This is a genomic window from Myxococcota bacterium, from assembly GCA_041389495.1.
Classification (GTDB): domain Bacteria; phylum Myxococcota_A; class UBA9160; order UBA9160; family UBA4427; genus JAWKRT01.
The window spans coordinates 311,832-337,717 of sequence record JAWKRT010000002.1 but is presented as its reverse complement, the minus strand read 5'-3'; the positions used below and the strand labels follow the sequence as shown (position 1 = coordinate 337,717).

Annotated in this window: 24 protein-coding genes; 11 read left to right on the top strand and 13 right to left on the bottom strand. The window is 74.9% G+C overall.

Translation table 11 applies throughout. The features are described from left to right. Window positions 1–49 precede the first annotated feature (49 nt). Window positions 50–520 (top strand): nuclear transport factor 2 family protein, encoded by a 471-nt coding sequence (locus R3E88_12225; protein MEZ4217239.1) that lies wholly within the window; start codon window positions 50–52, stop codon window positions 518–520. Further along, entirely contained in the window at window positions 507–1,799 is a 1,293-nt protein-coding gene (locus R3E88_12220; protein ID MEZ4217238.1) for a galactokinase family protein, read from the top strand. Before R3E88_12225 ends, R3E88_12220 begins: the two co-directional genes overlap by 14 nt. A 10-nt stretch (window positions 1,800–1,809) precedes the next feature. Here R3E88_12220 and R3E88_12215 read toward each other — a convergent pair whose 3' ends face one another. Next, the gene (locus tag R3E88_12215; protein MEZ4217237.1) at window positions 1,810–3,750 is read right to left on the bottom strand and encodes an NAD(P)/FAD-dependent oxidoreductase; all 1,941 of its coding nucleotides are present in this window, start codon (window positions 3,748–3,750) and stop codon (window positions 1,810–1,812) included. Window positions 3,751–3,793: 43 nt separating this feature from the next. Between R3E88_12215 and R3E88_12210 the strand changes: the two genes are divergently transcribed. Beyond that, complete coding sequence (locus R3E88_12210) at window positions 3,794–4,609, top strand: enoyl-CoA hydratase (protein ID MEZ4217236.1); 816 nt, start codon at window positions 3,794–3,796, stop codon at window positions 4,607–4,609. A gap of 85 nt (window positions 4,610–4,694) precedes the next feature. After that, the gene (locus R3E88_12205; protein MEZ4217235.1) at window positions 4,695–5,648 is read left to right on the top strand and encodes an alpha/beta hydrolase; all 954 of its coding nucleotides are present in this window, start codon (window positions 4,695–4,697) and stop codon (window positions 5,646–5,648) included. Here R3E88_12205 and R3E88_12200 read toward each other — a convergent pair. The 3 genes from R3E88_12200 to R3E88_12190 all read right to left on the bottom strand — a co-directional run bounded on the left by R3E88_12200 (window position 5,645) and on the right by R3E88_12190 (window position 9,264). Next, window positions 5,645–7,258 (bottom strand): tetratricopeptide repeat protein, encoded by a 1,614-nt coding sequence (locus R3E88_12200; protein MEZ4217234.1) that lies wholly within the window; start codon window positions 7,256–7,258, stop codon window positions 5,645–5,647. The two genes, R3E88_12205 and R3E88_12200, sit on opposite strands and share 4 nt — an antisense overlap. Window positions 7,259–7,268: 10 nt before the next feature. Continuing rightward, window positions 7,269–8,333 (bottom strand): alkene reductase, encoded by a 1,065-nt coding sequence (locus R3E88_12195; protein ID MEZ4217233.1) that lies wholly within the window; start codon window positions 8,331–8,333, stop codon window positions 7,269–7,271. Between the two features lie 130 nt (window positions 8,334–8,463). Beyond that, a complete protein-coding gene (locus R3E88_12190) occupies window positions 8,464–9,264 on the bottom strand; it encodes an SDR family oxidoreductase (GenBank protein MEZ4217232.1) in 801 nt (266 codons plus the stop codon). Window positions 9,265–9,339: 75 nt separating this feature from the next. On the opposite strand from R3E88_12190, the gene R3E88_12185 reads away from it, so the two are divergent. Further along, the gene (locus R3E88_12185) at window positions 9,340–10,251 is read left to right on the top strand and encodes an alpha/beta hydrolase (GenBank protein ID MEZ4217231.1); all 912 of its coding nucleotides are present in this window, start codon (window positions 9,340–9,342) and stop codon (window positions 10,249–10,251) included. Window positions 10,252–10,269: 18 nt separating this feature from the next. Here R3E88_12185 and R3E88_12180 read toward each other — a convergent pair whose 3' ends face one another. The 6 genes from R3E88_12180 to R3E88_12155 all read right to left on the bottom strand — a co-directional run bounded on the left by R3E88_12180 (window position 10,270) and on the right by R3E88_12155 (window position 15,420). Beyond that, complete coding sequence (locus R3E88_12180; GenBank protein MEZ4217230.1) at window positions 10,270–10,701, bottom strand: hypothetical protein; 432 nt, start codon at window positions 10,699–10,701, stop codon at window positions 10,270–10,272. 92 nt (window positions 10,702–10,793) lie between these two features. Continuing rightward, window positions 10,794–11,558 (bottom strand): DUF4336 domain-containing protein, encoded by a 765-nt coding sequence (locus tag R3E88_12175; protein MEZ4217229.1) that lies wholly within the window; start codon window positions 11,556–11,558, stop codon window positions 10,794–10,796. A gap of 208 nt (window positions 11,559–11,766) precedes the next feature. Continuing rightward, a complete protein-coding gene (locus R3E88_12170) occupies window positions 11,767–12,627 on the bottom strand; it encodes an alpha/beta hydrolase (protein ID MEZ4217228.1) in 861 nt (286 codons plus the stop codon). Beyond that, a complete protein-coding gene (locus R3E88_12165) occupies window positions 12,624–13,589 on the bottom strand; it encodes an alcohol dehydrogenase catalytic domain-containing protein (GenBank protein ID MEZ4217227.1) in 966 nt (321 codons plus the stop codon). Before R3E88_12165 ends, R3E88_12170 begins: the two co-directional genes overlap by 4 nt. A gap of 21 nt (window positions 13,590–13,610) precedes the next feature. After that, window positions 13,611–14,570, bottom strand: a complete 960-nt coding sequence (locus R3E88_12160) for an LLM class F420-dependent oxidoreductase (protein MEZ4217226.1) — start codon at window positions 14,568–14,570, stop codon at window positions 13,611–13,613. 19 nt (window positions 14,571–14,589) lie between these two features. After that, window positions 14,590–15,420 carry an SDR family oxidoreductase gene (locus R3E88_12155; GenBank protein ID MEZ4217225.1) on the bottom strand — a complete coding sequence of 277 codons (831 nt, stop codon included), beginning with the start codon at window positions 15,418–15,420 and terminating at the stop codon, window positions 14,590–14,592. A 130-nt stretch (window positions 15,421–15,550) separates the two neighbouring features. Between R3E88_12155 and R3E88_12150 the strand changes: the two genes are divergently transcribed. After that, window positions 15,551–16,597 carry an LLM class F420-dependent oxidoreductase gene (locus tag R3E88_12150; protein MEZ4217224.1) on the top strand — a complete coding sequence of 349 codons (1,047 nt, stop codon included), beginning with the start codon at window positions 15,551–15,553 and terminating at the stop codon, window positions 16,595–16,597. Between the two features lie 87 nt (window positions 16,598–16,684). On the opposite strand, the gene surE is transcribed toward R3E88_12150, so the two are convergent. Continuing rightward, complete coding sequence (gene surE, locus R3E88_12145) at window positions 16,685–17,647, bottom strand: 5'/3'-nucleotidase SurE (protein MEZ4217223.1); 963 nt, start codon at window positions 17,645–17,647, stop codon at window positions 16,685–16,687. 100 nt (window positions 17,648–17,747) lie between these two features. On the opposite strand from surE, the gene R3E88_12140 reads away from it, so the two are divergent. Further along, on the top strand, window positions 17,748–18,923 hold the full coding sequence (locus tag R3E88_12140) for a CoA transferase (GenBank protein MEZ4217222.1): 1,176 nt from the start codon (window positions 17,748–17,750) through the stop codon (window positions 18,921–18,923). Window positions 18,924–18,946: 23 nt separating this feature from the next. Here the strand turns inward: R3E88_12140 and R3E88_12135 are convergent, their stop codons facing one another. After that, window positions 18,947–19,324, bottom strand: a complete 378-nt coding sequence (locus R3E88_12135) for a nuclear transport factor 2 family protein (GenBank protein ID MEZ4217221.1) — start codon at window positions 19,322–19,324, stop codon at window positions 18,947–18,949. A gap of 132 nt (window positions 19,325–19,456) precedes the next feature. On the opposite strand from R3E88_12135, the gene R3E88_12130 reads away from it, so the two are divergent. Genes R3E88_12130 through R3E88_12120 form a run of 3 tightly spaced genes read left to right on the top strand, consistent with a single transcriptional unit; the run spans window position 19,457 to window position 23,845 of the window. Further along, complete coding sequence (locus tag R3E88_12130; protein MEZ4217220.1) at window positions 19,457–21,721, top strand: DUF3604 domain-containing protein; 2,265 nt, start codon at window positions 19,457–19,459, stop codon at window positions 21,719–21,721. Window positions 21,722–21,735: 14 nt separating this feature from the next. Beyond that, window positions 21,736–23,190 carry an AMP-binding protein gene (locus R3E88_12125; GenBank protein MEZ4217219.1) on the top strand — a complete coding sequence of 485 codons (1,455 nt, stop codon included), beginning with the start codon at window positions 21,736–21,738 and terminating at the stop codon, window positions 23,188–23,190. A gap of 28 nt (window positions 23,191–23,218) precedes the next feature. Beyond that, window positions 23,219–23,845: a YceI family protein gene (locus R3E88_12120; GenBank protein MEZ4217218.1), complete on the top strand. Its 627-nt coding sequence runs from the start codon at window positions 23,219–23,221 to the stop codon at window positions 23,843–23,845. On the opposite strand, the gene R3E88_12115 is transcribed toward R3E88_12120, so the two are convergent. Then, window positions 23,842–24,654: an HAD family hydrolase gene (locus tag R3E88_12115; protein MEZ4217217.1), complete on the bottom strand. Its 813-nt coding sequence runs from the start codon at window positions 24,652–24,654 to the stop codon at window positions 23,842–23,844. The two genes, R3E88_12120 and R3E88_12115, sit on opposite strands and share 4 nt — an antisense overlap. A gap of 93 nt (window positions 24,655–24,747) precedes the next feature. Here R3E88_12115 and R3E88_12110 point away from each other — a divergent pair, with 93 nt between their 5' ends. Continuing rightward, on the top strand, window positions 24,748–25,869 hold the full coding sequence (locus R3E88_12110) for an LLM class flavin-dependent oxidoreductase (protein MEZ4217216.1): 1,122 nt from the start codon (window positions 24,748–24,750) through the stop codon (window positions 25,867–25,869). Window positions 25,870–25,886 lie beyond the last annotated feature (17 nt).

Genomic DNA, 25,886 nt, shown 5'->3' with positions numbered 1-25,886 from the left:
GCGGAGAGCGCGCAGAGCGCGAGGAGCGCGAGGAGCGCGAGGAGGTGGCATGGACCCGTGGGAGGTCGCGGCGCGCGAGGCCATCCGCGACCTCGTCGCCCGCTACAACGCGTGCGGCGACGCGGGGCGCTTCGACGCGCTGCTCGCGCTCTTCACGCCGGACGCGGTCGTCGAGACCTCGCTCGGCACCTGCCGCGGCACGCGCGAGATCCGGGCGCTCTTCGAGGGCGCGGCGCAGCGGACCGCGGGCGCGGCCGGCGGCGGCGCGGACGCACCCGGCGCCGCGCCCCCGCGCGCGCGCTTCGTGCGGCACTTCACGGCGACGCACGCGATCGACGTCGCGAGCCCGCACGAGGCGAGCGGCCGCTGCTACTACGCCGTGCTCACCGACCGCGGGCTCGACCACTGGGGACGCTATGTCGACGGCTATCGCTGCGTCGACGGGCGCTGGCTGTTCGCGCGACGGCGCGTGACGGTCGACGCGGGCGTGCCGGGCGGCTGGGGCGATGTCCCCGCCTGAGGGCGCGAGCGCCGAGCACGACGCAGGCGCGACTCGCGTCGCGGACCGACGCGCGCGGCTCGAGCGCGCGTTCGACGCGCACTTCGGGCCGTCGCCGCACGGCGCGCGGCGCGCACTCGCACGCGCGCCCGGCCGCATCGACCTCATGGGGAGCCACACCGACTACAACGGCGGCGCCGTGCTCGCGCTCGCGATCGACCTCGACACCTGGGCGCTCGCCGCGCCGCGCGGCGACGGCCGCGTGCGCGTGCACTCGCTCGCGCTCGACGCGACCGTCGACGCGCCGCTCGAAGGCGACGCGCTCTCCGCACTCTCCGGCGCCCGCACGTGGGGGCGCTACGTCTTCGGCGTCGCGCGCGCCTGCCTCGACGACGGCATCGCGTGCGCGGGCTTCGATGCGGTCGTCGACGGGCGCGTCCCGCTCGGGAGCGGGCTCAGCTCGTCGGCCGCGCTCGAGGTGGCGACGGCGCTCGTCGTCGAGGCGCTCGCGGAGCGCGACGTGCCCGAGGCGGCCGATGCAGGCCACGCGGGCGCGGAGCGTGCGAAACCCGCGGCCGACGCGTCGGCGCTCGCTCGCGCGCTCCGCTGCCAGCGCGCCGAGAACCGCTACGTCGGCGTCGCGTGCGGAGTGCTCGACCCGTACTGCGCCGTGTTCGGCCGCGCCGGTCGCGCGCTCGCGATCGACTGCCGCGCGCTCGCGCATCGCGAGGTCGCGCTCCCGCGCTCGCTCGCGATCGTCGTCGGCGACACGCGCGCGCCGCGCGCGCTCGCGGCCTCGGCCTACGGCGAGCGGCGCGCGCAGTGCGAGGCGGGCGCCGCCCACCTCGCCGCCGCGCGGCCCGGCGTGCGCGACCTCTGCGACGTTCCGCTCGCCGCGTTCGAGCGGCTCGCCCCGTCCCTGCCGCCGCTCGTCGCGCGGCGCTGCCGCTTCGCCCTCGAGGAGCACGCGCGCGTCGCGGCGGCCGCCGACGCGCTCGAGCGCGACGACCGCGGCGCGCTCGCCGCGCACTTCGCCGCGTCGTTCGCGGGCGCGCGCGACCTCTACTCGATCTGCATCCCGGAGATGGAGGCGATGGAGGCCGCGATGCGCGCGGCGCCGGGCTGCGTCGGCGCGCGCCAGGCGGGCGCGGGCTTCGGCGGCTGCCTGGTCGCGCTCGTCGAGCGCGACCGCGTCGACGCGTTCGCCGCGCACGCGGCGCGCGCCTACGCGCGTGCGTCCGGGCGCGAGGGCGCGCTCTTCCCCGTCGAGGCCGCGGACGGCGCGTCGCTCCTCGCCTGAGACGCGGCGCCTAGAGCCACTCGTAGTCGTCGGGGTCGACGGCGCGCGTGCGCTGCCAGTAGGCGAGCAGCGTCGACGGCCAGTTCTGCGAGATGCGCCCGCGCGCGTTGCGATACCACGTGCTCACGCTCGCGGCGCCCCAGGCCATCTTCGCGTTCTCGGCGTCCACCCAGTCGTTGTAGGCGTCGTGCACCTCGGGCCGGCAGTCGAGCGCGCGCGCTCCGCGCGCGAGCAGCTCGCGCAGGCAGTCGACCAGGTAGCTCGCCTCGCACTCCGAGAACCAGATGATGCTGCCGTTCACGACGATGTTCGTGTTCGGGCCGTACATCAGGAACAGGCTCGGGAAGTGCGGGACGGTGATGCCGAGGTAGGCGCGCGCGTCGCCCGCCCAGTGCGCGTGCAGGTCGCGCCCCCCGCGCCCCGTCACCTTCATGGGCACGAGGAACTGCGAGGCCGAGAAGCCCGTCGCGTAGACGATCACGTCGGCTTCGACGAGCCGGCCGCTCGCGAGCCGCACGCCGTCGCGCTCGACGCGCTCGATCGCGTCGGTCACGAGCTCGACGTCGTCGCGCCCGAGCGTCGAGACGAGCCAGCCGTCGTCGCGCACGAAGCGCTTCGCGAACGGCGGGTACGACGGCGCGAGCTTGCGGTAGAGATCGTCGTCGCCGCCGCACTGCGCGCGCAGCATCGCGAGGAACGCCTCGCGCAGCCCGTCGTTCATCGGGCCGACGGAGCGTTCGGGGTGCGGCCACGCGGGGTCGACGCGCGCGGCGTCGACGAGCCCTTCGGACATCGTCCAGAAGAGCCAGAACCGGTACCACTGCGCGTAGCCCGGCACGACGCGCAGCAGCAGCGCGAGCCCTTCGGGCACGGCCGCGCGGTTGTCGGGCGTCGGCAGGATCCACGGCGGCGTGCGCTGGAAGACGGCGAGCGAGCCCGCGACGTCGGCGATCGACGGGATCAGCTGCGCGGCGCTCGCGCCGGTGCCGACGACCGCGACGCGCTTGCCGGAGAGGTCGACGCTCGCGTCCCAGCGCGCCGAGTGGAACGACGGGCCCGCGAAGTCGTCGACGCCCGGGATGTCGGGAAGCACGGGCCGGTTCAGCTGGCCGACGCCGGCGACGACCGCGTCGACCACGAGCGACTCGGCGCCGCCGTCCTCGCGGCGCAGCGCGAGCGTCCAGCGCCCCGTCGCCTCGTCGAACGCGGCCTCCGTCACCTCCGTCCCGAAGCGGATGGCGTCGCGCAGCCCGAAGTCGCGCGCGACCGAGCGGAAGTACTCGAGCAGCACCTCCTGCGTCGAGAACACGCTCGGCCAATCGGTGCGCTGCGCGAACGAGTAGCTGTAGAAGTGGTTCGGGACGTCGACGCGACAGCCGGGATAGGTGTTCTCGTACCACGTTCCGCCGACGTCGGCGTTCTTCTCGAGCACGACGAACGGGATGCCCGCCTGCTGCAGCCGCAGCGCCGCGACGAGCCCCGACATGCCGGCGCCGACGACGGCGACGCGGAAGTCGCGCCCGGGCGCGAGCTCGCTCATGCGGAAGCGCGGCGCGCGCGCGTCGGCGCCGTCGAGCGCGAGCTCCTCGCGCAGGAGCGGGAAGTAGGCGTCGACGTTGCGCTCGCCGGCCAGGAAGCCGAGCAGCCGGCGCAGGCGCGCGTCGTCGAGCGGCGGCGGCGCCGGGCAGCCCGCGGCGCGGTACGCGCGCAGCGCTTCGAAGCTGCGCGCGCGCGCGCGCTGCTTGCGCGCCTCGTCGTAGCCCGCATCGGGACCGGCGAGGAAGGAGCCGTCAGGGCGCAGGTCGTCGGCGAGGATCGCGTCGTCACCCGTCGCGTACGCGAGCGCCGCGAGCAGTGACGCGAGCTGCGCGTCGCCGAGCGCGCGCTCGAGCTCCGCGTCGTCGAGAGCGGCCAGCGCCGCGCGGTCGAAAGTCGCCCCGGGAGCCGTCATGAGCCCAATATAATGAGCGCCGCCCCGCGAGAAGGAGTCTTTCTTGGCCGAGCCCCTCGTGCTCCGCGAGCACCGCGACGACGTCCCCGGAACGCTCCTCCTCACGCTCAACCGCCCCGAAGCGCGCAACGCGCTCTCGCGCGCGCTCTTCGCCGAGCTCGACGACGCGTTCCGGAGCGCGCAGGCCGACGCGGACGTGCGCATCGTCGTGCTGACGGGCGCGGGCGCGGCGTTCAGCGCCGGCGTCGACCTGCGCGAGGCGGCCGAGGCCCCGAGCGCACCGCGCGACGGCGCGGAGCCCTGGCGCCGCCCGGCCTGCTGGGATGCGATGGCCGCCTTCGAGGGCCCGATCATCGGCGCGATCAACGGGCCGGCCGTCACGGGAGGGCTCGAGATCGCGCTCGCGTGCGACGTGCTCGTCGCGTCGACGAACGCGCGCTTCGCCGACACGCACGTGCGCGTCGGCATCGTGCCGGGCGCGGGCGCATCGCAGCTGCTCGCGCGCGCGGTCGGGATCTACCGCGCGAAGTACCTGTCGCTGACGGGCAACTTCCTGTCCGCCGAGCAGGCCGCGCAGTGGGGGCTCGTGAGCCACGTCGTCGCGCCCGAGGATCTCCTGCCGACCGCGCTGCGGATCGCGGCCGACATGGCCTCGGCGCCGCCTTCCATGCTGGGTGCGATCAAGCGCGTGATGGACGATGGCTTCGCGCTCCCGCTCGGCGAGGCGCTCGCGCTCGAGGCCGAGCGCTCGGCCGCGCACATCGCGAAGTCGAATGCGTGGGCCGGCGCGGGCGCGTCGTTCGAGGGCGTGCGCGATCGCGGTCGCGCCCAGCAGACGCCCGACGCCGCGAAGCGCTGACGCGCGCGAACCGCACCGCGCGCGGGACCCCCGCGAGCGACGCACCGACGACGCAACGAGCGACGCACCGAACAGGACCCCACCCATGCCGAAGTACGCCTACGACCCCGAGTACCTCCCCTTTCTCGACGCGCTTCCCACGATCTCCGACCTCGCCGATCCGCAGGGCATCGTCGAGGGACGCGCGACGCGCGCGGCGATGATGGGCCAGGCGACGGATCCCCTTCCCGGCGTCGCGCGCCGCGACGTCGCCGTCCCCGGGCGCGACGGCGACCCCGATGTGCCGGTGCGCGTCTACGCGCCGGCGGCCGCGGCCTCCGCGCCGCGCGCGGCCGTCGTCGAGATCCACGGCGGCGGCTTCCTGTTCGGGAACGTCGACATGATGGACGCGTGGTGCGATGCGGTCGCGCTGCAGCACGACGCGGTCGTCGTGTCGGTCGAGTACCGCCTCGCGCCCGAGCACCCCTACCCGGCCGGCGTCGAGGACTGCCTTGCGGCGCTGCGGTGGACGGCCGCGAACGCGGCCGGGCTCGGCGTCGATCCCGCGCGCATCGCGGTCGCCGGGCAGAGCGCGGGAGGCGGCCTCGCCGCGGCGACCGCGCTCCTCGCGCGCGACCGCGGCGGCCCCGCGCTCTGCTTCCAGCTGCTCGAGATCCCCGAGCTCGACGACCGCCTCGAGACGCCCTCGATGAAGGCGTTCACCGACACGCCGCTGTGGAACCGGCCGAACGCGATCTGGAGCTGGCGCCACTACCTCGGGCCGCTCCTCGGCGGCGACGTCCCGCCGTACGCCGCGCCCGCGCGCGCGACCGACCTCGCCGGCCTCCCGCCCGCCTACGTCTCGGTGATGGAGTTCGACCCGCTGCGCGACGAGGGCATCGACTACGCGGCGCGCATGCTGCAGGCGGGCGTGTCGGTCGAGCTCCACGCCTTCCCCGGCACCTTCCACGGCTCGGGCCTGATCACGACGGCGGAGATCTCGAAGCGCGTGTCCGCGGAGTCGTTCGCCGCGCTCGGCCGCGCGCTCGCGCGACGTTAGTCGGCGCGCGGCGCGCGCGCGGACGCGCGCCGCGCGGCCTCGGCGAGCCGGCGAGCCGTCTCCTCGCGCGGCGCGATCGCGAGCGATCGGCGGAAGGCGTCGATCGCGTCGGCGCTCCGGCCCGCACCGTCGAGCGCCTTCCCGCGCGCGAGCTCGACGCTCGCCCAGGCCTCGCGCAGCTCGCGCCCTCCCGCGCGCGGGAGGCGCTCGCGCGCGGCCTCGAGCGGTGCGATCGCATCCGCCGGGCGCCCCTCCACGAGCAGCGCGTTGCCGAGGTAGAAGCGGTGGTTCCAGGCGCCGGGGTCGATCGCGACCTCGTGGCGGAAGCGCGCTTCGGTCGTGCGCCAGTGGCCGATCTCGACGAACGTGCGCGCGGCGAGCGCGCCGAGCACGAGCGCGCCGGCGACCGCCGCGCCGCTCCGGAGCGCAGCCCGGGCGCGCGGCGGCGCGGCGCGCGCCGCGCGCTCGACGCCGTCGCACGCGCCCCACGCGAAGAGCATCGCGAGCCCGACGTGCGGCAGGTAGGTGTAGCGATGGGCGAGCCCCTGGAGGCCCGCCTGCACGAGGCCGAGCGTCGGAACGAGCGCACCCGCGAACCACAGCCAGCCGACGAGCGCGTAGCCGCGCGCGCGCGCCGCGACCGCGAGCGCGGTCAGGCCGGCGAGGAAGGCGGCCGTCAGCGCGACGGCCGCAGGCGCGTGACCGACGCCGCCGAAGAGCGCGGGATGCATCACCATCACCGAGAGCCGCGATGGCCAGAGCGTCGTCTCGAGATGGTGCGACGTCGCCATCACCGCGTTCGCGAGGCGCGCGCCGAGGGGCAGCACGTCGGCCGGAACGACGGCGCCCGCATCGCCCTGCGCGACGAGCGTCGCCGCGCTCGCGACGGCCGCGAGCGCGAAGAACGGGAGCTTCTCGACCGCGAGCCGGAGCAGCGCGCGCGCCGTCTCGCGCGCGGGCGCCGCGAGCGGCGCGCGCCCGAGCGGCCAGACGTCGACGAGCAGGAGCAGGAACGGGAGCGTCACGAGCGTCGCCTTCGAGGCCATCGCCATGGCCGCGAGCGCGAGGGCGGCCGCATAGGCGCGCGCGTGGCGCGCCCGCGCGTAGGCGCCCCACGCGCACAGCGTCGCCGCGCCGAAGAAGCCCGAGAGCACGTCGCGGCGCTCGGCGATCCACACCACCGACTCGACGCGCATCGGGTGCAGCGCGAACGCCAGCGCGGCGAGCGCGCTGCGCACGGGTGCGCCGGTCGCGCGCGCGAGGAACGCGAACACGAGCGCCGCCGTCGCCGCGTGCAGCAGCACGGACGTGGCGTGGTGGCCGGCCGCGCGAGCGCCGAAGAGCGACACGTCGGCCATGTGCGACAGCCACGCGAGCGGCGTCCAGTTGCCGACGAGCGGGCTCGCGAACGCCCACGCGACGCCCTCGCGCGAGAGCCCGCGCATCACGTGCTCGTTGTGGAGCACGAGGTCGTAGTCGTCGATCTGGAAGAAGTCGCAAGCGAGGGCGCGGGCGAAGGCGGCGGCGACCGCGACGCCGACGGCCGTCGCGAGCGCGGCCGTGCGCGAGAGCGACGCCCCCGGCGCGGCCGTCGCGCAGGCGCCGCGCACGCCCACCGCCTCAGCCGCCGAGCGGCGGATAGTCGGTGTAGCCCTCCGGCCCGGGCGTGTAGAGGCGCTTCGGGTCGAAGCGCGCGAGCTCGGCGCCCGTGCGGAGGCGCTCGACGAGATCCGGGTTCCCGATGAAGGCGCGTCCGAACGCGACCGCTTCGCCGACGCCGCTCGCGACGGCCTGCTGCGCCTCGGCGAGCTCGTACGAGTCGTTCAGGACGAGCGGCCCGCCGAAGCACTCGCGCGCGAGCGCGACGTTGTCGAGCGGCGTGTCGTGCAGGCGGATCACGTGACAGTAGGCGAGCCCCTTGCCGCGCACGGCGCCGAGGAAGGCGCGGAACGTCTCCTCGGGGTCGTCGTCCGAGAGGTCGTTGAACGGGTTGCCCGGGCAGATGCGGAAGCCCACGCGGTCGGCGCCGTCGACGCCCGCCATCGCGTCGAGCACCTCGACCGGGAAGCGGATGCGGTTCGCGAGCGAGCCGCCCCAGGCGTCGTCGCGGCGGTTCGTGCCCGTCGACAGGAACTGCGCGGGCAGGTAGCCGCTCGTGCAGTGGAGCTCGACGCCGTCGAAGCCCGCCTCGTAGGCGCGCTCGGTCGCGCGGCGGTACTCGGCGACGACGCCCGGGATCTCGTCGGAGCGGAGTGCGCGCGGCTCGTCGAACGGCTGCATGCCGGCCGTGTCCGTGAACATCTCGCCGCGCGCGCGCACCGCCGAGGGCGCGACCGTCTCGGCGCCGGCGGGCTTGTTGTCGCGGTGGCAGACGCGCCCGCAGTGCATGAGCTGCGCGACGATGCGCCCGCCCTCGCCGTGCACGGCCTCGCACACGCGCCGCCATCCCGCGACCTGCGGCGCCGTCACGAGCCCGGGCGTGCGGCAGTAGCCCTTGCCGTCGACGCTCGGATAGATGCCCTCCGTGACGATCAGGCCCGCGCCCGCGCGCTGCCGGTAGTACTCGACGACGAGGTCGGTCGGCGCGTCGTCGGCGCCCGCGCGCGAGCGCGTCATCGGCGCCATCACGACGCGGTTGCGCAGCGCGATGCGGCCGAGGGTCACGGGATCGAACAGGGTCGTCACGGGCGTCGGCTCCTCCGGTGCGTCGGGCGGCGCGCATTCTCGCGCGCCGCGGCGATTCCACAAGCGCCGCGGCGCCGGCGTGCGCGGCAGCCGCTCGGCGCGCCGGGCGGTCGCGAGCGCGGCGCGCCCGCTAGCCGATCCAGAGCCCCGCGTTCACGTGCAGCTCGACGCCCGTCACGCCGCGCCCGCGCTCCGACGCGAGGAACAGCACGGCCTCGGCCACGTCCTCGGGGTCGACGTGGCGGTGGAGCGCGGCCTCGCGCGCGGCGCGCGCCGACAGCTCGGCCGCGTCGCCGCCCGTGCGCGCCGCCATCTGCGCGAACATCGCGTCGAGGGGCGCGCCCGTCGTGAACCCGGGCGTCACGACGTTCACGCGGATGCCCGCCGGCCCGACCTCGCGCGCCATCGTCTTCGAGGCGACCACCATCGCGGCCTTCGTCGTCGTGTAGCTCGCCATCTTCGCGAGCATCGTCGTCGAGCTGAGCGCGCCGATGTTGACGATCGACCCGCCCGTCCCCGCCGCGCGCATGCGCTCCGCGGCGAGCCCGCAGAGCGACATCGTGGCGACGACGTTGACGCGCACCGCCTCGAGGTAGGCGTCCCAGTCGGTCTCGGCGACGCGCGCGCGCGGCCCGCCGTGGGCGGCGACGTTGACGAGCGCATCGACGCGCCCGAGCTCCGCCGCGACGCGCTCGACGAGCGCGGCGCGCGACGCCGCGTCGGCGATGTCCGTCGGCACCGCGAGGCAGCGGGCGCCGGTCGCCCGCGCGACGTCGTCCGCGAGCGCGCCGAGCCGTGCGGCGCGGCGCGCAGCGACCACGACGCTCGCGCCGTCGGCCGCGAGTGCGAGCGCCGTCGCGCGCCCGATGCCCGGGCCGGCGCCCGTCACGACGGCGACCTTGCCGCGCAGGGATCGATCGGACGGACTCATCGCGCGGCTCCCGACACCTCGTCACGCGGGCGCGGCCATCGCCTATCATGCGCCGCTCGCACCGAAGGGAGCATCATGCCGGACGACCGCGCCCCGCGTCGAGCGCTCGTTCCCCGGGTCCGCCGCGCCGATCTCGGCGACGTCGAGGTCGCGTACTCGGAGATCGGAGCCGGCGAAGACGCCGGTGGCGGAGCGCCGCTCGTGCTCGTGCACGGTCTCACCGGCCACCGCGACGACTTCCTGCCCGCGATGCCGCTCCTCGCGCTGCGCGAGCCGGGCCTGCGCGTGCTCGCGCCCGACCTGCGCGGGCACGGCGACTCGACGCACGCGGGCGACGCCGCCGCCTACTCGTTCGACCGGCTCGTCGCCGACCTCGCGCGCTTCCTCGACGGCCTCGGCGTCGCGCGCTGCCACCTGCTCGGGCACTCGCTCGGCGGCATGGTCGCGCTGCGCTTCGCGCTCGCGCACCCGCGCCGGCTCGCATCGCTCGTCCTCATGAGCACGGCGCCGTTCGCGCCCGAGGGCTATGCGGCCGCGACCTTCGAGAAGGGAGGCGCGATCGCCGTCGAGCGCGGCATGGCGTTCTTCCAGGCGCTCGTCGAGCGCATCGCGCGCGAGCGCCCGTCCGATGCGCCGTCCGACCGCCAGGCGCGCAAGTGGGCCGACGCGTACGTGCCGCACCAGCGCCACCGCTACCGCTCGATGGACCCGGTCGCCTACGGCGCGCTCGGCCTGGCGATGGTGCGCCAGGCCCCGGTCGTCGAGCGCCTGCACGAGCTCGCGCTGCCGACGACCGTCCTCGTCGGCCTCGACGACGAGGGCTTCCTCTCCGGGGCCGACGCGCTCGCCCGCGGCATCCCGGGCGCCGTCCGCGTCGACCTCGCCGACGCCGGCCACCACCCGCACCGCGAGGACACGGACGGCTGGCTCGACGCCATGTCCGCGCACCTCACGCGCGCGCGCGCAGTCCGGTCGGCGATCTCGTGAGAGCTTCGGCGCGCTTGCTCACTCGCGCGACTCGGGCTCGTGGTGTCGCGGACCGCGCTCTCCGCTGAGCCCGAATCGGAAGCAGTGCTGGTTGCCCGGCGGACGCGCATCGACGTCCGGCGCCCGGAACCGGAAGCAGCGCGACGCGACCGTCGGAGGATCCGCGTAGCTGTCGATCAGCTTTCCGTCCCGCCCGTAGAGCAGGTACAGCAGGAAGGGCTCGTGCTCCGGATACGTGCTGCGACAGGCGCCCACGTCGTCGTAGAGCGCCTGCATCATCGCGGCGGCGGCGGCCTTCTGGAACTCGTCGGCGGCGGGATCCTGGAGGTCGCGCTCGCAGCGACGGATCCATCCCGGCGGGTCGGAGGGGCCGGCGGCCACGCAGCCGAGCAGTACGCTGGACACGGTCGTCGCCGCGGCGAGCCGGATCGCGATCCTCGGGAAGGCCATGCGCATTCGCACCCTCGCCGACGGGCGTCGACCGCGAACCGTCGCGGCCGCACAGCCTGACGACGGCGAGAGCCCGAAGGCAAGACTTTTCGTTAGTCCTCGAGCCACGCCGCGAACGCGCGCTCGAATGCCGCGCGCGCGCCGTGCTCGAGCACCTCGCCGTGTGCGACGACGATGCGCTCGAACGGCCACGCGAGCGCGCGCCGCAGCGCTTCGCGCGCGGCGGCGCGATCGCCGAGCAGGAGGCCTCGCGTCGTCCGACCCGGGCCGAAGCCGCGCGGGATGCCGGAGAGCCGCCAGACGAGGCGATCGAGCGCGCGCGGGTAGTGCGTCACGTGGAAGGCCAGGTCGGTCAGCACGAGCGCGCGCGACGGCGCGTGGAAGAAGAGCACTTCGGCGACGCCGCGCGGCGCGCGCAGCAGCGCCGTGTCGAGCACGCCCGACCACGCGGCGGGCGGCGCGACGAGCTCCGCGTCGAGTGCGAGCCCGGGCGCGCGCGCGCCGAGCCCGGGCGCACCGACGAGCCGCGCATCCGGGTAGTGGCGCGCGAAGTCGCCGGCGTAGAGGTAGTGGAACGAGCTCGGCGCCACGATCCACGCGACGCGCCCGAGCGCGTCGATCGCGCGTCGCGTCGCGCCGTCGGCGAGCGGCGGGGGCGAGATCACGACGAGCGCGCCGTCCGCGAGCCGCGCGATCGTCGTGCGCGTCGGCAGCAGCGCGACACCGAAGTGCCGCAGCCGCCGGTCGAGCGCGAAGAGGCCGTCGCCGAGCGCGACGGGCTCCGGCGCGAACCCGGGAACGGGCCGCGGCACGGCGCGCTTCAGCATGCGATCGGAGAGCGAGGTGCGGTCGGACATCGCGGCCTCCGGCACGGGCGCGTGCGGCGGGCGATCACTCGGTGCGCTGCGATCCCTGCGGCGTCCGCTCCCGGAGCGATCCGCCGGAACGCCGCGACACGCAGCCCTGCGATCCAACCGTATCCGAGTGCGAGGAATGCGCGCTGCAGCCAACCGCGGCATGCACTCGGTGCAGAGGCGCGTCGGGCCCGTCTTCGCGCGCGCTCGCCTACCGCGCCATCGCGCCGAACGCGCGCTGGTACTGGCCGTGGACCCAGAACTCGAAGTGCTGGGAGACGTCCCAGGCCTCGAGGCCCGGGTGCGCGCGCGCGAGGCCCGCGGCGCCGATGGCCGCGCCGCCCGAGAGGAGCGCGAAGCCCGTGCGCAGCACGAGGTCGCCGGGTGCGAAGTAGACGTGCGCGCGCTCGCGCGCGAGCGACCCGAGCGCGGAGGCGACGTCGTCCTCGCGACACGCGGGCGCGCACAGGTGCACCTCGTGCGGGCGGGCGCTCGCGGGCAGGCTCGCGATGGCCTCGATCGCGTGGCGCGCACCGAGCGAGTGCGCGACGACGCGCACGCGCGCGTGCCGCTCGGCGAGCGCGCCGAGCGCCGCAGCGAGCGCGTCGGCGCGCTCGGCGGCCGCGCGCTCCGCGGCGCGGTACTCGCCGACGAAGCGCAGCGCGAGGCGCGCGAGCTCCTCGCCCGCGGTCATCGCGACGGCCGCGCCGACGTGGAAGCGCCGCGCCTTCGACAGGCTGCGCACGACGTCGACGGCGATCTTCGCGGCGGATGCCAGCGGGACGGGCGGCGGGCCGACGCGGCCCGAGGGCCAGCGATAGCCGAGCGCATCGGGCGACCACCGACAGCGCGTCGCGGCCTCGCCGTGGCTCGCGAGCCAGCCTTCGAAGTGGTCGGGCTCCTCGCCGCGCGCGAGGAAGCCCTTCACGTAGACGGTGACCTCGCCGCCCGGGTCGGGGTGCGCCCAGTCGTCGCCCCTCCGCACGAGCGACACGAGCGGAGCGAGCGCGTCCTCTCGCACCTCGCGCGCCGAGCGCGCGTCGCGCGCGTCGCTCGTGTCGCGCGCGCTCACGGCTCGAGCACGACCTTGAGGCTCGGCGCGTCGCTCTCGACGAGCGCGAACGCGTCGCGCGCGGCGTCGAGCGGCATGCGGTGCGTGACGAGCGCGCGCGCGATCGCAGGCGTGCGCGCGAGCAGCGCCGCGGCGGATTCGACCGCGCGGCCCGCGGCGTGATGGCCGTAGAGCGTGCCCCAGACCATGTGCAGCTCCTTCATCGCGCACGGCACGGTCGGGAACGTCTTGTCGGAGTAGTAGCCGGCGACGAGCAGCAGCGTCGCGCCGGGCCGGCAGCGCTCGACGGCGCGCGCGATCGACGACTCGTCGCCGTCGCCCTCGATCACGAGGTCGTACGCGCCTTCGGGCGCCGTGCCGACGCCGAGCGCCGCGGCGGCCGCGCACGCCGCGTCGCGCATCGCCCCGCCGCCCGAGTCGCCGGCGGGCTCGAAGTCGACGCGCGCGCCGCGGTCCTTCGCGGCGGCCGCCGCGAGCAGGCCGAAGCCCGTGATGCCGGCGCCCACGACGCACACGCGCTGCGCGGGCTCGAAGCGCGCGAGCGCGAGCGAGTGCAGGTTCACGGCGAGCGGCTCGATCAGGCACGCGTCGCGCGCCTCGAGGCCGCGCGGCAGCGCGACGAGGCAGCGCGCGGGAAGGACGACCTCGTCGGCCATGCCGCCGTCGAAGCCGATGCCGGCGATCATCGCGAAGCCGCGCTCGCACCACTGGTAGTCGCCCCGGCGACAGGGCTCGCAGGCGCCGCACGGGACGAGCGGCTCGACGCCGACGGGCGTGCCGTCCGCGAGCTCGCCCGCGAACTCGTGGCCGAGCGTCTGCGGCAGCGGCCCGAGGCGCGCGAGGTTCACGTCCGTCTGGCAGATGCCGACGGCGCGGACGCGCACGCGGACGCCCTCGCCCGCGAGGGGCGCGGGGACGTCGACGACCTCGATGCCGGCCTCGGTGCGGCGGACGGCTCGCACGCGCGCTCCTCCGCGTCCTTGTTAGTCGGCGCCGGGCGCCGGCGGTGCGAGGTCGCGGACGACGTCCCACGGGTCGCTCACCGCCTCGAGGTAGGAGAGGATGATCGTGTCGAGGCCCGCCTTCGCGTAGGCGTCGAGGCGCGCGCGGCACTCGGCGCGCGTGCCGACGAACCAGCCCGTCTGCACCATCTCGTCCGGCAGCGCCTCGAACGCGCCCTTGCGGTCGCCCTTCGCCCAGCGCGCGTTCGTCTCGGCGATCATGTCGCCGCGGCCGAGCCACTCCTGCTGCGCGCGATAGGTCGAGACCGTGACGTACCCGACCGACCAACCCTTCGCGACGGCCATGCCGCGCGCGTAGTCGTCGGTCGGACACATCGTCACGCGCAGCGCGACCTCCTTGTCCGCGCCGTGCGCCTTCACGAGCGGCACCACCTTCGCGACGTCCTCGGGCGACATCATGTTGAGGATGACGCCGTCGGCCTCGCGCGCGCCGAGCTCGATCATCCCCTGCCGCAGGCCCGCGACGAGGATGCGCGGCGGCTCGACCGGCAGGATGCGCTGCTTGTAGTACCGGACCGCGAAGCTCCCGAAGTCCTCGGTCAGGAGCTCGCCCGTCCACGCGCGGCGCAGGAAGCGGATCGTGTCGCGCACGTGGTAGTACGGGCGCTCGAACGGGCGCGCGTTCCACCACGACACGATCGGCTCGGACGAGCCGCACAGCCCGAGCACGAAGCGCCCGGGCGCCGCGTGGGTCATCGTCGCCGCGCTCTGCGCGAGCAGGCCCGGGCCGCGCGTCTGCACCGGGAAGGCCGCGCAGCCGAGCCGCTGCGTCGACACCCACTGCGACGCGAGTGCGAGCGGCGTGAAGCCGTCGAACTGCGTCGCCTCGCTCGACCACACGTCCTGGAAGCCGAGCCGCTCCGTCTCCTGCACCCACTCGCGCTGCGCGACGAGCGGCACCTTCTCGAGCGGGATCGTCATGCCGTAGCGCATCGCGTGCTCAGCCCTCCGCGCGGAACGCGCCGCCGTCGAGCGCGCGCACCGCGCGCCCGATCGATTCGAGGAACGGCGTCGCCTTCACGACGAGCCCGGTTCGCGCGCTCGCGGGCTCCGTGCACATCGCGAGCGCGGCCTCCGCCATCGCCTCGACGGGCTCGACGACGTGGCCCTCGAGCGGGAGATCCTGCGCGGCGACGCCCGGCGTCATCACGATCGCGACCGGCTCGATCGCGTTGACGGCGATGCCGTCGCGAAAGAGCTCCGCCGCGAGCCCGACGGTCAGCCGGTTGAGCGCGGCCTTGCTCGTCGCGTACGCGAGCACGCCGCCGCTCTCGTGGAACGCGGGATACGGCGGGCCGTCGGGCGCGCGCGCGACGTCCGTCGACACGTTGACGATCCAGCCGCGGCCGCGCTCGCGCATCGCGGGCACGACCTGCTCGCACAGATCCCACGGCGCGTGGCAGTTGATCTCGAACGCGATCGCGCGCGAGCGATGCGAGAGGCGGTCGAACGGGCGATAGAGCGAGGCCGCCGCGTTGTTCACGAGCACGTCCACCTCGCCGAGCGCCTCGCGCACCTGCGGCACGATGCGCAGGCGCGAGTCGCGATCGGAGAGGTCGGCCCGCACGGCGAACGCGCGGCCGCCGCGCGCCTCGATGTCCGCGACGACGTCGGCGAGGTTGCCGGGAAGGTGATCGGGGTTCGTGTCGAGGCTGCGCGCGGTGACGGCGACGGCGGCGCCCTCGGCCGCGAAGCGCCGCGCGATGGCCGCGCCGATGCCGCGGCTCCCGCCGGTCACGAGCGCGACCCTGCCCTCGAGCTGCCCCGGCACTGCGCGCGCCCTCCGCGTTCGCGGCGTCCCTTCGCTGCATTCCTTCGCGACTTCCGACGACGGCGCGTTCGCCGGCCCGGCCGCGAGCGCCGCACTGTACCATGCGCCGCCACGCGCGGAGGAGCACGCCATGAAGCTCGGCATCCAGATCCAGTGGGACGAGAAGACGCTTCGCATCCCGCTCGAGCGCATTCGCTATGTCGAGTCGCTCGGCTACGACTCCGTGTGGTCGGCCGAAGCCTACGGCTCCGATGCGATCACGCCGCTCGCGTTCCTCGCCGCGCACACGACGCGCATCCGGCTCGGCAGCGCGATCACGCAGGTCGACGCGCGCACGCCGGCCTCGACCGCGATGTCCTTCGCGACGCTCGACGCGCTCGCGCCGGGACGCGCGATCTGCGGCCTCGGGCTCTCGGGCCCGCAGATCGTCGAGGGCTGGTACGGACGGCCGTGGGGCAGCCCGGTGCACAAGCTGCGCGACACGGTCGAGATCATCCGCAAGGTCTGGAAGCGCGAAGGCCCCGTGCGCCACGACGGCAGGCAGATCCAGCTTCCCTATGCGGGCCCCGACGCATCGGGCATGGGCAAGCCGCTCAAGTCGATCCTGCACGCGAACCCGGACATCCCGATCTGGCTCGGCACGGGCGGCGACGCCACGGTGCGCCTCACCGCCGAGCTCGCGGACGGCTGGCTCCCGTTCGGCTTCCGGCCCGGCGCGATGGAGCGCTTCCGCCCGCTCCTCGAGGAGGGCTTCGCGCGCGCGGGCGGCGGCAAGTCGCTCGCCGACTTCGAGATCCAGGCGGGCTGCTCGGTCGAGATCACGAACGACGTGAAGGCCGCGCTCGCCGCGCAGAAGCCGTTCATCGCGCTCTACGTCGGCGGCATGGGGCACGAGAAGATGAACTTCCACAAGCAGCGCATGGAGCGCGAGGGCTGGCCCGAAGCGGCGCAGCGCATCCAGGAGCTCTTCCTCGCGGGCCAGCGACAGGAGGCGATCGAGGCGGTGCCCGACGACTACGTCGACGAAGGCGGCCTGATCGGTCCGGTCGATCGCATCAAGCAGCTCTATCGCGATCGCTGGGAGGGCTGCGGCGCGACGGGTCTCACCGTGCGCGCGCGCCAGGACGAGGCGCTCGCCCTCATGGCCGACCTCGCGGGCGCCCGCGACGCCGTCTGACGACGGTGTCGATCTCGCATCGCGTCCGGCCGGGCGGCCATCGGGCCCCGGCCGTGCGAATGCGGAGCGCGGCGCCGCGGTGCGGTGCTAGGGCGCGATGCCTTCGAGTCGGAGTCGCACCGGCTCGCGCACCTCGTCGGGCGCGGCGAGGTCGCCGTCGAGGACGGTGAGCGTCGCATAGCCGCGGGCGAGGAGCGCGGTGTCGGCGCGCGCGACGGACTCTCCGTCGTTCGTCGGGCGGAACACGACGCGCAGCGTGTCGGCCGCGCCTTCCTGTCGCTCGTAGCCGAAGCGGAAGCCCTCGCTGCGACCGATCGCCGCCCATGCGAGGCCCGCCACCGCGGACGCTTCGCGCGCCGGGTAGTTGAGGTTCAGCGACGCGAAGGGCGGAAGGAGCGACCCGTCGTCGGCGCGCGACGCGTCGAGCCTGCGCACGAGGCGGACGACGAGCGCGGCGGCGTCGTCGAACGCGGCGAGCGTGCTCGCGAAGCGCGGCTCGGCGCGCGCCTCTTCGGGATCGATCGCGACGCTGACGGCGATCGACGGGATCCCGGCCTGCATCGCCGTCAGCGCGGCGCCGACCGTTCCCGAGGCGAGCGTCGACGGCCCGACGTTCTGGCCGAAGTTCGCTCCCGAGACGACGAGGTCGGGCGTGCGGCCGCGCAGGACGACGTCGAGGCCGACGCGCACCGAGTCGGCGGGCGTGCCGCCGACCGACCAGGTCTTCGGGCCCTGCTCGCGCAGCTCGAGCGTGCCGCCCGTCGTCGTGCTCGAGCCGGCGCCGCTGCGGTTCTCGAGCGGCGCGACCATCACGACGTCGTGGCCGGCGGCCTCGAGCGCCTCGCGCACGGCGCGGATGCCGGGCGAGAGGTAGCCGTCGTCGTTCGTGAGCAGGACGAGCAGCGAGCCGCGCGGCGCGGCGGCACCGGTGCGCGGGCCCGGCGAGGCGCACGCCACCGCGGCAAACGCGAGCGCGAGCGCCGCAGCGATCGTTAGGCGACGCCGGTGCGACCGCGAGCGGCTCGCTCCGGCGTCGATGCATTCGGTCATGGCGCGGTACCCCCCTCGTCTCGCTTCGCCGCGCGCGCGGCGCGGCCGCAGGCTATCACGCGCCGTCGAGCGCGTGATAGCCTGCGAAGGGAGGCTCCCCGTGCCCGGCCCGCTCGACGGCATCCGCATCCTCGACACGACGGCGATGTTCTCGGGCCCGCTCGCCACGATGATCCTCGGCGACCAGGGCGCCGACGTCGTCAAGATCGAGGTGCCCGGCGGCACGGGCGACACGATGCGCGTCTCGGGCATCTCGCGCGGCGGCATCGCCGCGACCTTCCACGCCGTCAACCGCAACAAGCGATCGATCGTCGTCGACCTGCGCGATCCGCGCGGCGTCGACGTCGTCCACCGTCTGGCCGACGGCGCCGACGTGTTCGTCGAGAACTATCGACCCGGCGTCGCCGACCGCCTCGGCATCGGCGCGGACGCGCTGCGCGCGCGCAACCCGCGCCTCGTCTACGTGTCGCTTTCGGCGTGGGGCGACAGCGGGCCGCTCGCGCGGCGCCCGGCCTTCGACAGCATCCTGCAGGCGACGGCGGGCTACGCGGCGAGCCAGGCCGGCGACGACGGGCGCCCCGAGCTCGTGCACAACTCCGTGGTCGACAAGGTGACGGGCCTCGTCGCCTCGCAGGCGATCACGGCCGCGCTGCTCGCGCGCGAACGAGGCGCGGGCGGCCAGCACGTGCGCCTCAACATGCTCGACACGGGCGTCGCGTTCCTGTGGATCGACGTCATGCAGCACCGCACGTTCGTCGGCGACGAGCGCACGGCGAAGAACGCCTGGCTGCGCCTGCTCCGCACGCGGGACGGCTGGGTCATGATCTCGCTCGTGCAGGACGCGATGTTCGCGGCGTGCGCGCGCGCGCTCGACGACGAGGCGCTCGCGCGCGACCCGCGCTTCGCGCGCGCGGCCGAGCGCATGACGCACCTCGGCGCGCTCTGCGACGAGCTCGAGGCGCGCACCGCGGGCGCGACGACGGCCGCGCTCTGCGCCCGCCTTCGCGACCACGACGTCCCGCACGCGCCGGTGACCGCGCTCGAGGAGGTCGAGGCGCTCGACCAGGTGCGGTGGAACGAGACGCTGCTGGTGAGCGACCACCCGGCATCGGGCCGCGTGCGTCACGCGCGACCGGTCGCGCGCTTCGAGGCGACGCCCGCGAGCGTCCGGCGGCTCGCGCCCGCGCTCGGCGAGCACACCGACGAGGTGCTGCGCGAGATCGGGATCGGCGCCGAGGCGGTCGCCGCGCTGCGGAGGGACGGCGTCGTCGCGTGAGGCGCCGCGGCGCGCGCCGCGCCTCAGCCCATGAGCGGCGCCATCGCCGCCGAGTCGACGTACTCGTCGATGCGCACGATGCGCCCACCGTCGACGCGCGCGACGAGGCACGCGGGCACGCGCACGTCCTCGCCCTTCGGTCCGGTGCAGCACAGCGTGTGCTGCTGCACGAAGCCGCCGGGCGTCGGTGCGATGCGCACGTCGTCGTAGCGGAGCCCCTGCAGCGTGCCGAGGAAGCGCACGATCTTGAGCGCCTGCTTCTTGACGAGCTCGCGCCCGTCGAGGTTGCGCCAGCAGCGGATGTCGTCGTGATAGAGTGCGTCGACGCCGTCGAGGTCGCCGCGCGTCACGCAGTCGATCAGCCGTCGCGCCACGGAGGCGGCGTCGCCCTCGGTCGTCATGCCGCGCAGTGAAGCGACGCGGCTCCGCAGTGTCAATCGCGCGCGCAGAGCGGAGCCGCCGCGCGGTGGCACCGGGCGCGCGCGCCGCCTCGCGGCCCGGCCGTTCGTCGCTCGTCGCTCCAGGAGCAAGCCATGCGAATCGTCGCGCGCGTCGCGATCGCCGTCGTCGTCCTGGCGGTCGCGTTCCTCTACCTCGTCGGAACCGGGCGCTTCGGACGGCTCGTGCACGCGGGCTCGCCCACGGCGGCCGCGCGGCCCGCCGCCGTCGTCACCGCGCGCATCGAAGCGCAGCAGGCGAGCGCGCGCGGCGTCGGCGCGCGAGACGACGACGGCCAGATCGTCTTCGGTGACCTCCACGTCCACACGGGCTTCTCGAACGACGCGTTCCTGCTCGGGCTGCCGGGCATGGTCGGCGAGGGCGCGAGCACCGTGTCCGACGCCTGCGACTTCGCGCGCTTCTGCTCGGCGCTCGACTTCTTCTCGATCAACGATCACGCGGAGGCCTCGACGCCGCGCAAGTGGCGCGAGACGATCGACGCGATCCGCCAGTGCGACGCCGTCGCGCGCGCCGGCGACGCCCCCGACCTCGTTCCGTTCCTCGGCTGGGAGTGGACGCAGATGGGGACGTCGCGCGAGAACCACTTCGGCCACCGCAACGTCGTGCTGCGCGACCTCGACGACGCGTCGATCCCCGCGCGCCCGATCTCGGCGAGCTCGCCCGCGAACTTCTTCGAGCGCGCGCGGCCCGGGCCGCTGCAGGTCGGCCTCTTCCCGTTCGTCGCGGGCTGGGAGTACAACGACCTGATCGCGTTCAACCGCGAGGTGGCCGCGACGCCCGCGTGCCCGAGCGACGTGCCCGAGCGCGAGCTCCCGCTCGACTGCCGCGAGTCCGCCGCCGACCCGGCCGAGCTGTTCGCGAAGCTCGACGACTGGAACGTGCCGTCGCTCGTCGTCCCGCATGGCACGACGTGGGGCATGTACACGCCGCAGGGCGCGAGCTGGGACAAGCAGGTCGCCGCGCACTTCCGCGACCCGTCGCGCCAGCGCCTCGTCGAGGTGTACTCCGGGCACGGCAACTCGGAGGAGCTGCGTCGGTGGAAGGAGGTCGACCTCGACGCCGACGGTCGCGCGTCGTGCCCCGAAGCGACGCGCGACTACCTCCCCGGCTGCCAGCGCGCGGGCGAGCTCGTGCGCGCGCGCTGCATCGAGGCGGGCGAGACCGACGCCGTGTGCGACGAGCGCGCCGCCGACGCGCGCCGCTACTACGCCGAGGCCGGCAGCGCGGCCGGCCACCTCGCGGTTCCCGGCGCCCGCCCGGACGAGTGGCTCGACGCCGGCCAGTGTCGCGACTGCTTCCAGCCCGCGTTCAACTATCGACCGCGCGGCTCCGTGCAGTACATGCTCGCGCTGCGCGACTTCGAGGGCGGCGACGCGCACGGCGGACTCGACCGCTTCCGCTTCGGCTTCATCGGCTCGAGCGACACGCACACCGCGCGCGCGGGCACGGGCTACAAGGAGGTCGCGCGGCTGCGCATGACGGACGCCGCGATGCAGGCGTCGACGAAGCGGCTCGCGCGCCCGTCGACGGAGCGCCCGCCCGAGGCGCGCCCGGTCGACCTCGCCACCGCGAACCCCGTGAGCTGGCTCGAGGGCGAGCGCTCGGGCTCGTTCTTCGTGACGGGGGGGCTCGCCGCCGTGCACGCGCGCTCGCGCGAACGCGGCGACGTCTTCGACGCGATGATGCGGCGCGAGACGTACGCGACGAGCGGCCCGCGCATCCTGCTCTGGTTCGACCTCGTGAACGCGCCGGACGCGGGCGCGCGCGTGCCGATGGGCGGGCACGTCGCGATGGGCCGCGCGCCGCGCTTCGAGGTGCGCGCGGTCGGCTCGTTCGAGCAGGCCCCCGGCTGCCCCGAGCACGTGCTCGCCGACCTCGGCGCCGACCGCGCGCTGCGCCTGTGCGCGAACGAGTGTTACAACCCGACCGACGTGCGCCGGCCCATCACGCGCATCGAGGTCGTGCGCATCCGCCCGCAGCAGCGCCCCGGCGAGGACCCGACCGCGCTCGTCGAGGATCCGTGGCGCGTGCTGCCGTGCGACGGCGACGCGGCCGGCTGCCGCGTGCGCTTCGGCGACCCCGAGTTCGCGAGCGCCGCCCGCGACGCGCTCTACTACGTGCGCGCGATCGAGGCGCCGAGCCCGGTCGTCGACGCGGGCGGTCTGCGCTGCGACGTCGACGAGGCCGGCCGCTGCACCGGCGTGCACGCGTGCGGCATGGATCCCGCCGACGACTGCCTCGCGCCGAGCGAGCAGCGCGCGTGGTCCTCGCCCATCTACGTCGACTATGCTGCGCCGCCCCCGTGGCCGACGTCGGACGCTCCCGACGAGGTCCTCTAGCCGGGAAGACGCGCATGCCCACGTACTCCTACGGTCGCGCCCTGACGCTGCACGCCGAGCGCGACCCGGGCGCGCGCGCGATCGTGTTCGAGGGCCGCACGACGACGCGCGACGAGCTCGAACGCGCGGCGCGCCGCATGGCGCGCTGCCTCGCCGCGCACGGCGTCGAGCGCGGCGACTTCGTGACCATCGCGCTGCCGAACGGCATCGGGTTCTTCGAGGCCGCGTTCGGCGCGTGGAAGCTCGGCGCCGTACCGCAGCCCGTGTCGTCGCGGCTGCCGGCCATCGAGCGCGCCGCCATCCTCAAGCGCGCGAACCCGAAGGTCGTGGTCGGTGTCGAGCCCGGCGCGCACGGCGCGCTCCCGTGCCTGCCCGCCGGCCTCGACACGAGCGGCTTCGACGACGGCCCGCTCCCCGACGTCCTGCCGCCGAGCCGGCAGGCGCTCGCGTCGGGCGGAAGCACGGGAACGCCGAAGGTGATCGTCGACGCCGTGCCCGCGGAGATCGACCCGTCCGAGCCCTTCTACGGCCTGCAGCCGGGAACCACCGCGCTCGTGCCGGGCCCGCTCTACCACGCGGGCCCGTTCATCAACGCGATGGTCGCGCTCCTCACCGCCGGCGACGTCGTGCTGATGGCGCGCTTCGACCCCGAGCGCGTGCTCGCGCTGATCGAGGAGCACCGCATCGAGTTCGTGAACCTCGTGCCGACGATGCTGCAGCGCATCTGGCGACTTCCGCCCGAGGTGCGCGACCGCTACGACCTCTCGTCGCTGCGCAGCGTCTACACGAGCGGGGCGCCCTGCCCCGTCTGGCTCAAGCAGGCGTGGATCGGCTGGATCGGCCCCGAGCACTTCTTCGAGGCCTACGGTGCGACCGAACGCATCGGCGGCACGATGATCACGGGAACCGAACTGCTCGTGCGACCGTCTTCCGTCGGCAAGCCGACGCACGGGCGACGCATCCGCATCCTCGACGAAGAGGGGCGCGACGTTCCGACCGGCACGATCGGCGAGGTCTACATGCTGCCGCCCGGCGGACAGGGCTCGACCTATCGCTACATCGGCGCCGAGGCGCGCGCGACGCGCGACGGCTGGGAGTCGCTCGGCGACATGGGGTACCTCGACGACGAGGGCTACCTCTTCCTCGCCGACCGCCGCAACGACATGATCGTGACGGGCGGGTCGAACGTGTACCCGGCCGAGGTCGAGGCCGCGCTCGACGCGCACCCGAACGTGCACTCGAGCGCGGTGATCGGCCTGCCCGACGACGACCTCGGTCAGCGCCTGCACGCGATCGTCGAGGCCCACCCGCCCATTCCGGAAGACGCGCTGCGCGCCCACCTCGCCGAGCGCCTCGTCCGCTACAAGATCCCGCGCACCTTCGAGCTCGTCGACCGCCCGCTGCGCGACGACGCCGGCAAGGTGCGCCGCAGCGCGCTTCGCGAGGAGCGCATCGCGCGCGGATGCTAGTCCCCCCTCCCCCGAGAGGAGCCCACCGTTGAGCCCGATCCGTCGCACGTCGAACCCCGTTCCCGGCCCGCTCGCTCGCACTTCGCGCGGGCGCACCGCCCTCGTCGGCGCGTGCCTCGCGGCCCTCGCCCTGGCGCTCGCCTCGCCGAGCGTCGCCGCCGACCCGCCGGGCGAGATCACCTTCATCGGCCAGAACGCCGTGCTCACGGCGAACGGCGCGTTCCACCGCTTCGCGATCGCCGAGCAGAACGTCGACCTCGCGGACCTGCCCGCGAGCTTCGTGGTCGTCGAGGTCGACGTCGCGAGCGTCGACACGGGCATCGAGCAGCGCGACGAGCACCTGCGCACGGCCGACTTCTTCGACGTCGAGCGCTTCCCGACCGCGACGGTGCGCGTCCACTCGGCGCGCCCGAACGGCGCCGACGCCGGCGGCCATCCGCGCTACGCCGCCACCTTCGACCTCACGCTGCTCGGCACGACGAAGAGCGTCGACGGCGCGTTCACGGTGCTCGGCGAGTCGCCGCTGACCGTCGAGGGCGAGCTCACGGTCGACCGCACGCAGTGGGGCATCGGCGAGCCGAAGAGCTGGTACAACCCGCTGTCGCTCGAGAACGAGATCCCCATCCGCTTCCGCGCGACGCTCGAGCCTCGTTAGGCGTCGACGGCCGAGTCGGCGAGCAGCGACTCGAGCTCGGCGAGGTCGGCGATCTCGACGTCGGGCGGCGGGCCCTCGTGCGCGGCGAGCGCCGCGGCGCGGTCCTTCACGCGGCGCGTGATCCAGGCCGTGCGCATGCCGGCCCGCGCCGCGCCCACGACGTCGGCGCGCAGGCTGTCGCCCACGTGCAGCACGCGCTCGGGCGCGACGCCGAGGCCGGCGAGCACGGCCTCGAAGATCGCCGGGAACGGCTTGCGCGCGTCGACGGCCTCGGAGACGACGACGACGCGCAGGTGCGGGCGCACGCCCATCTCCTCGACGACGCGCACGGCCGTCCCCGTGTGCGAGAAGTTCGAGCAGAGCGCGAGCGCGCGGCGCGCGGCCAGGCGCGCGAGGAGCGGCGCGTGGTGCGCGGGCGCCGTCGTGCACGAGCGGATCCAGCGCATGTGCTCGTCGGTCATCGCGTGCGCGAGCGCCTCGTCGGCGATGCCGAGCCGCGCCACGACCTCCTGGAAGCGCTCGAGCGTCGGGAGCTCGCGGCCCTGCGCGAAGCGCGGCTCGCGCAGGTCGCGGTCGACCTCGCGCATCACGCGCAGGAAGTCGTCGGCGGGAACGGGGCGCGCGGCGGCGACGAGCGCGTGGAGCGACAGCGCCGTCGACGGGACGCGCCGCCCCTCCCAGTCGACGAACGGGAGCCGGCCCATGTCCTGGTCGACCAGCGTGTCGAACAGGTCGAACGAGATCGCCTCGACGTCGCGCAGCACGTCGGCGACCGCGCCCGCACCGTTCGACGCGCCCCCGCTTGCCATGCGCGGGAGCCTAGCTGGTAGGATCGCCGCCGCGAGCCGGACGCGCGTCGCGCGGCGTCGACGCGCTCGCCTCCGACGAGAGGACGACGGGCGATGAAGTTCTCGATGATCTTCGAGGCGCAGGTGGTGGACGCCTCGCGCAAGGGCGAGTTCCAGGTGATGCACGAGTGCGTCGAGCAGGCCGTGCTCGGCGAGGAGATGGGCTTCGACAAGGTCTGGGCCGTCGAGCATCACTGTCTGCAGTGGTACGCGCACATGAGCGCGCCCGAGACCTTCCTCGCCTTCGTCGCCGGGAAGACGGAGCGCATCCGCATCGGGCACGGCGTCGTGTGCCTGCCCTTCCGCATGAACCACCCGGTGAAGGTCGCCGAGCGCATCGCCATGCTCGACATCCTGTCGAAGGGCCGCGTCGAGTTCGGCATCGGCAAGGGCGGAACGCCGCAGGAAGCGGGCGCCTTCCAGACCGAGATGGACGAGATCGCCGCGCAGCTCGAGGAGAGCGCGCGCATCATCCCGAAGATGTGGGCGAGCGACGTGTTCGAGCACGACAGCCCGACGATGCGGATCCCGCCCCGACCCGTGATCCCCAAGCCCTACCAGGAGCCGCACCCGCCCATGTACCTCGCGTGCACGCGCGAGGAGACGCTCAACCAGGCGGGCGAGTGGGGGCTCGGCGCGCTCGTCATGGGCTTCGGCGGGCCCGAGGACGTCGCCCGGAAGAACGAGATCTACCGCGCGGCCGTCGCGCGCCGCACGCCCCGGTCGCAGATCCCGGCCTTCCCCGTCGAGCACCTCTCGGCGCTGTGCCCGGCGATCGTGCTCGACGACAACGCGAAGGCGCGCGCCATCGGTTACCGCGGGCAGCGCTACTTCACCGAGGCCATCCGGCACTGGTACGACATCACCGGCCAGGCGCCGCCGCCGCGCGCGGAGATCGCCGACATGGACGACCGCGAGGTGCTCGAGGCCGCCGGCGAGGAGCTCGTCGCCTACCTGCACGAGGAGAAGATCTCGGTCGGCACCGAGTCGACGGGCCTCTACAACCCGAACCACGCCTACGGCACCGTCGAGGACGCGCGCGGCTACGTCCGCCGCCTCGTCGACGCCGGCGCCGACGAGATCATGTTCCTGATCCAGATGGGCACCGTCCCGCAGTGGGCCGCGCTCGAGACGATCCGCAACCTCGGCGAGAAGGTGATCCCGGAGTTCCGTTAGGCGTCGCGCGCCGCGCG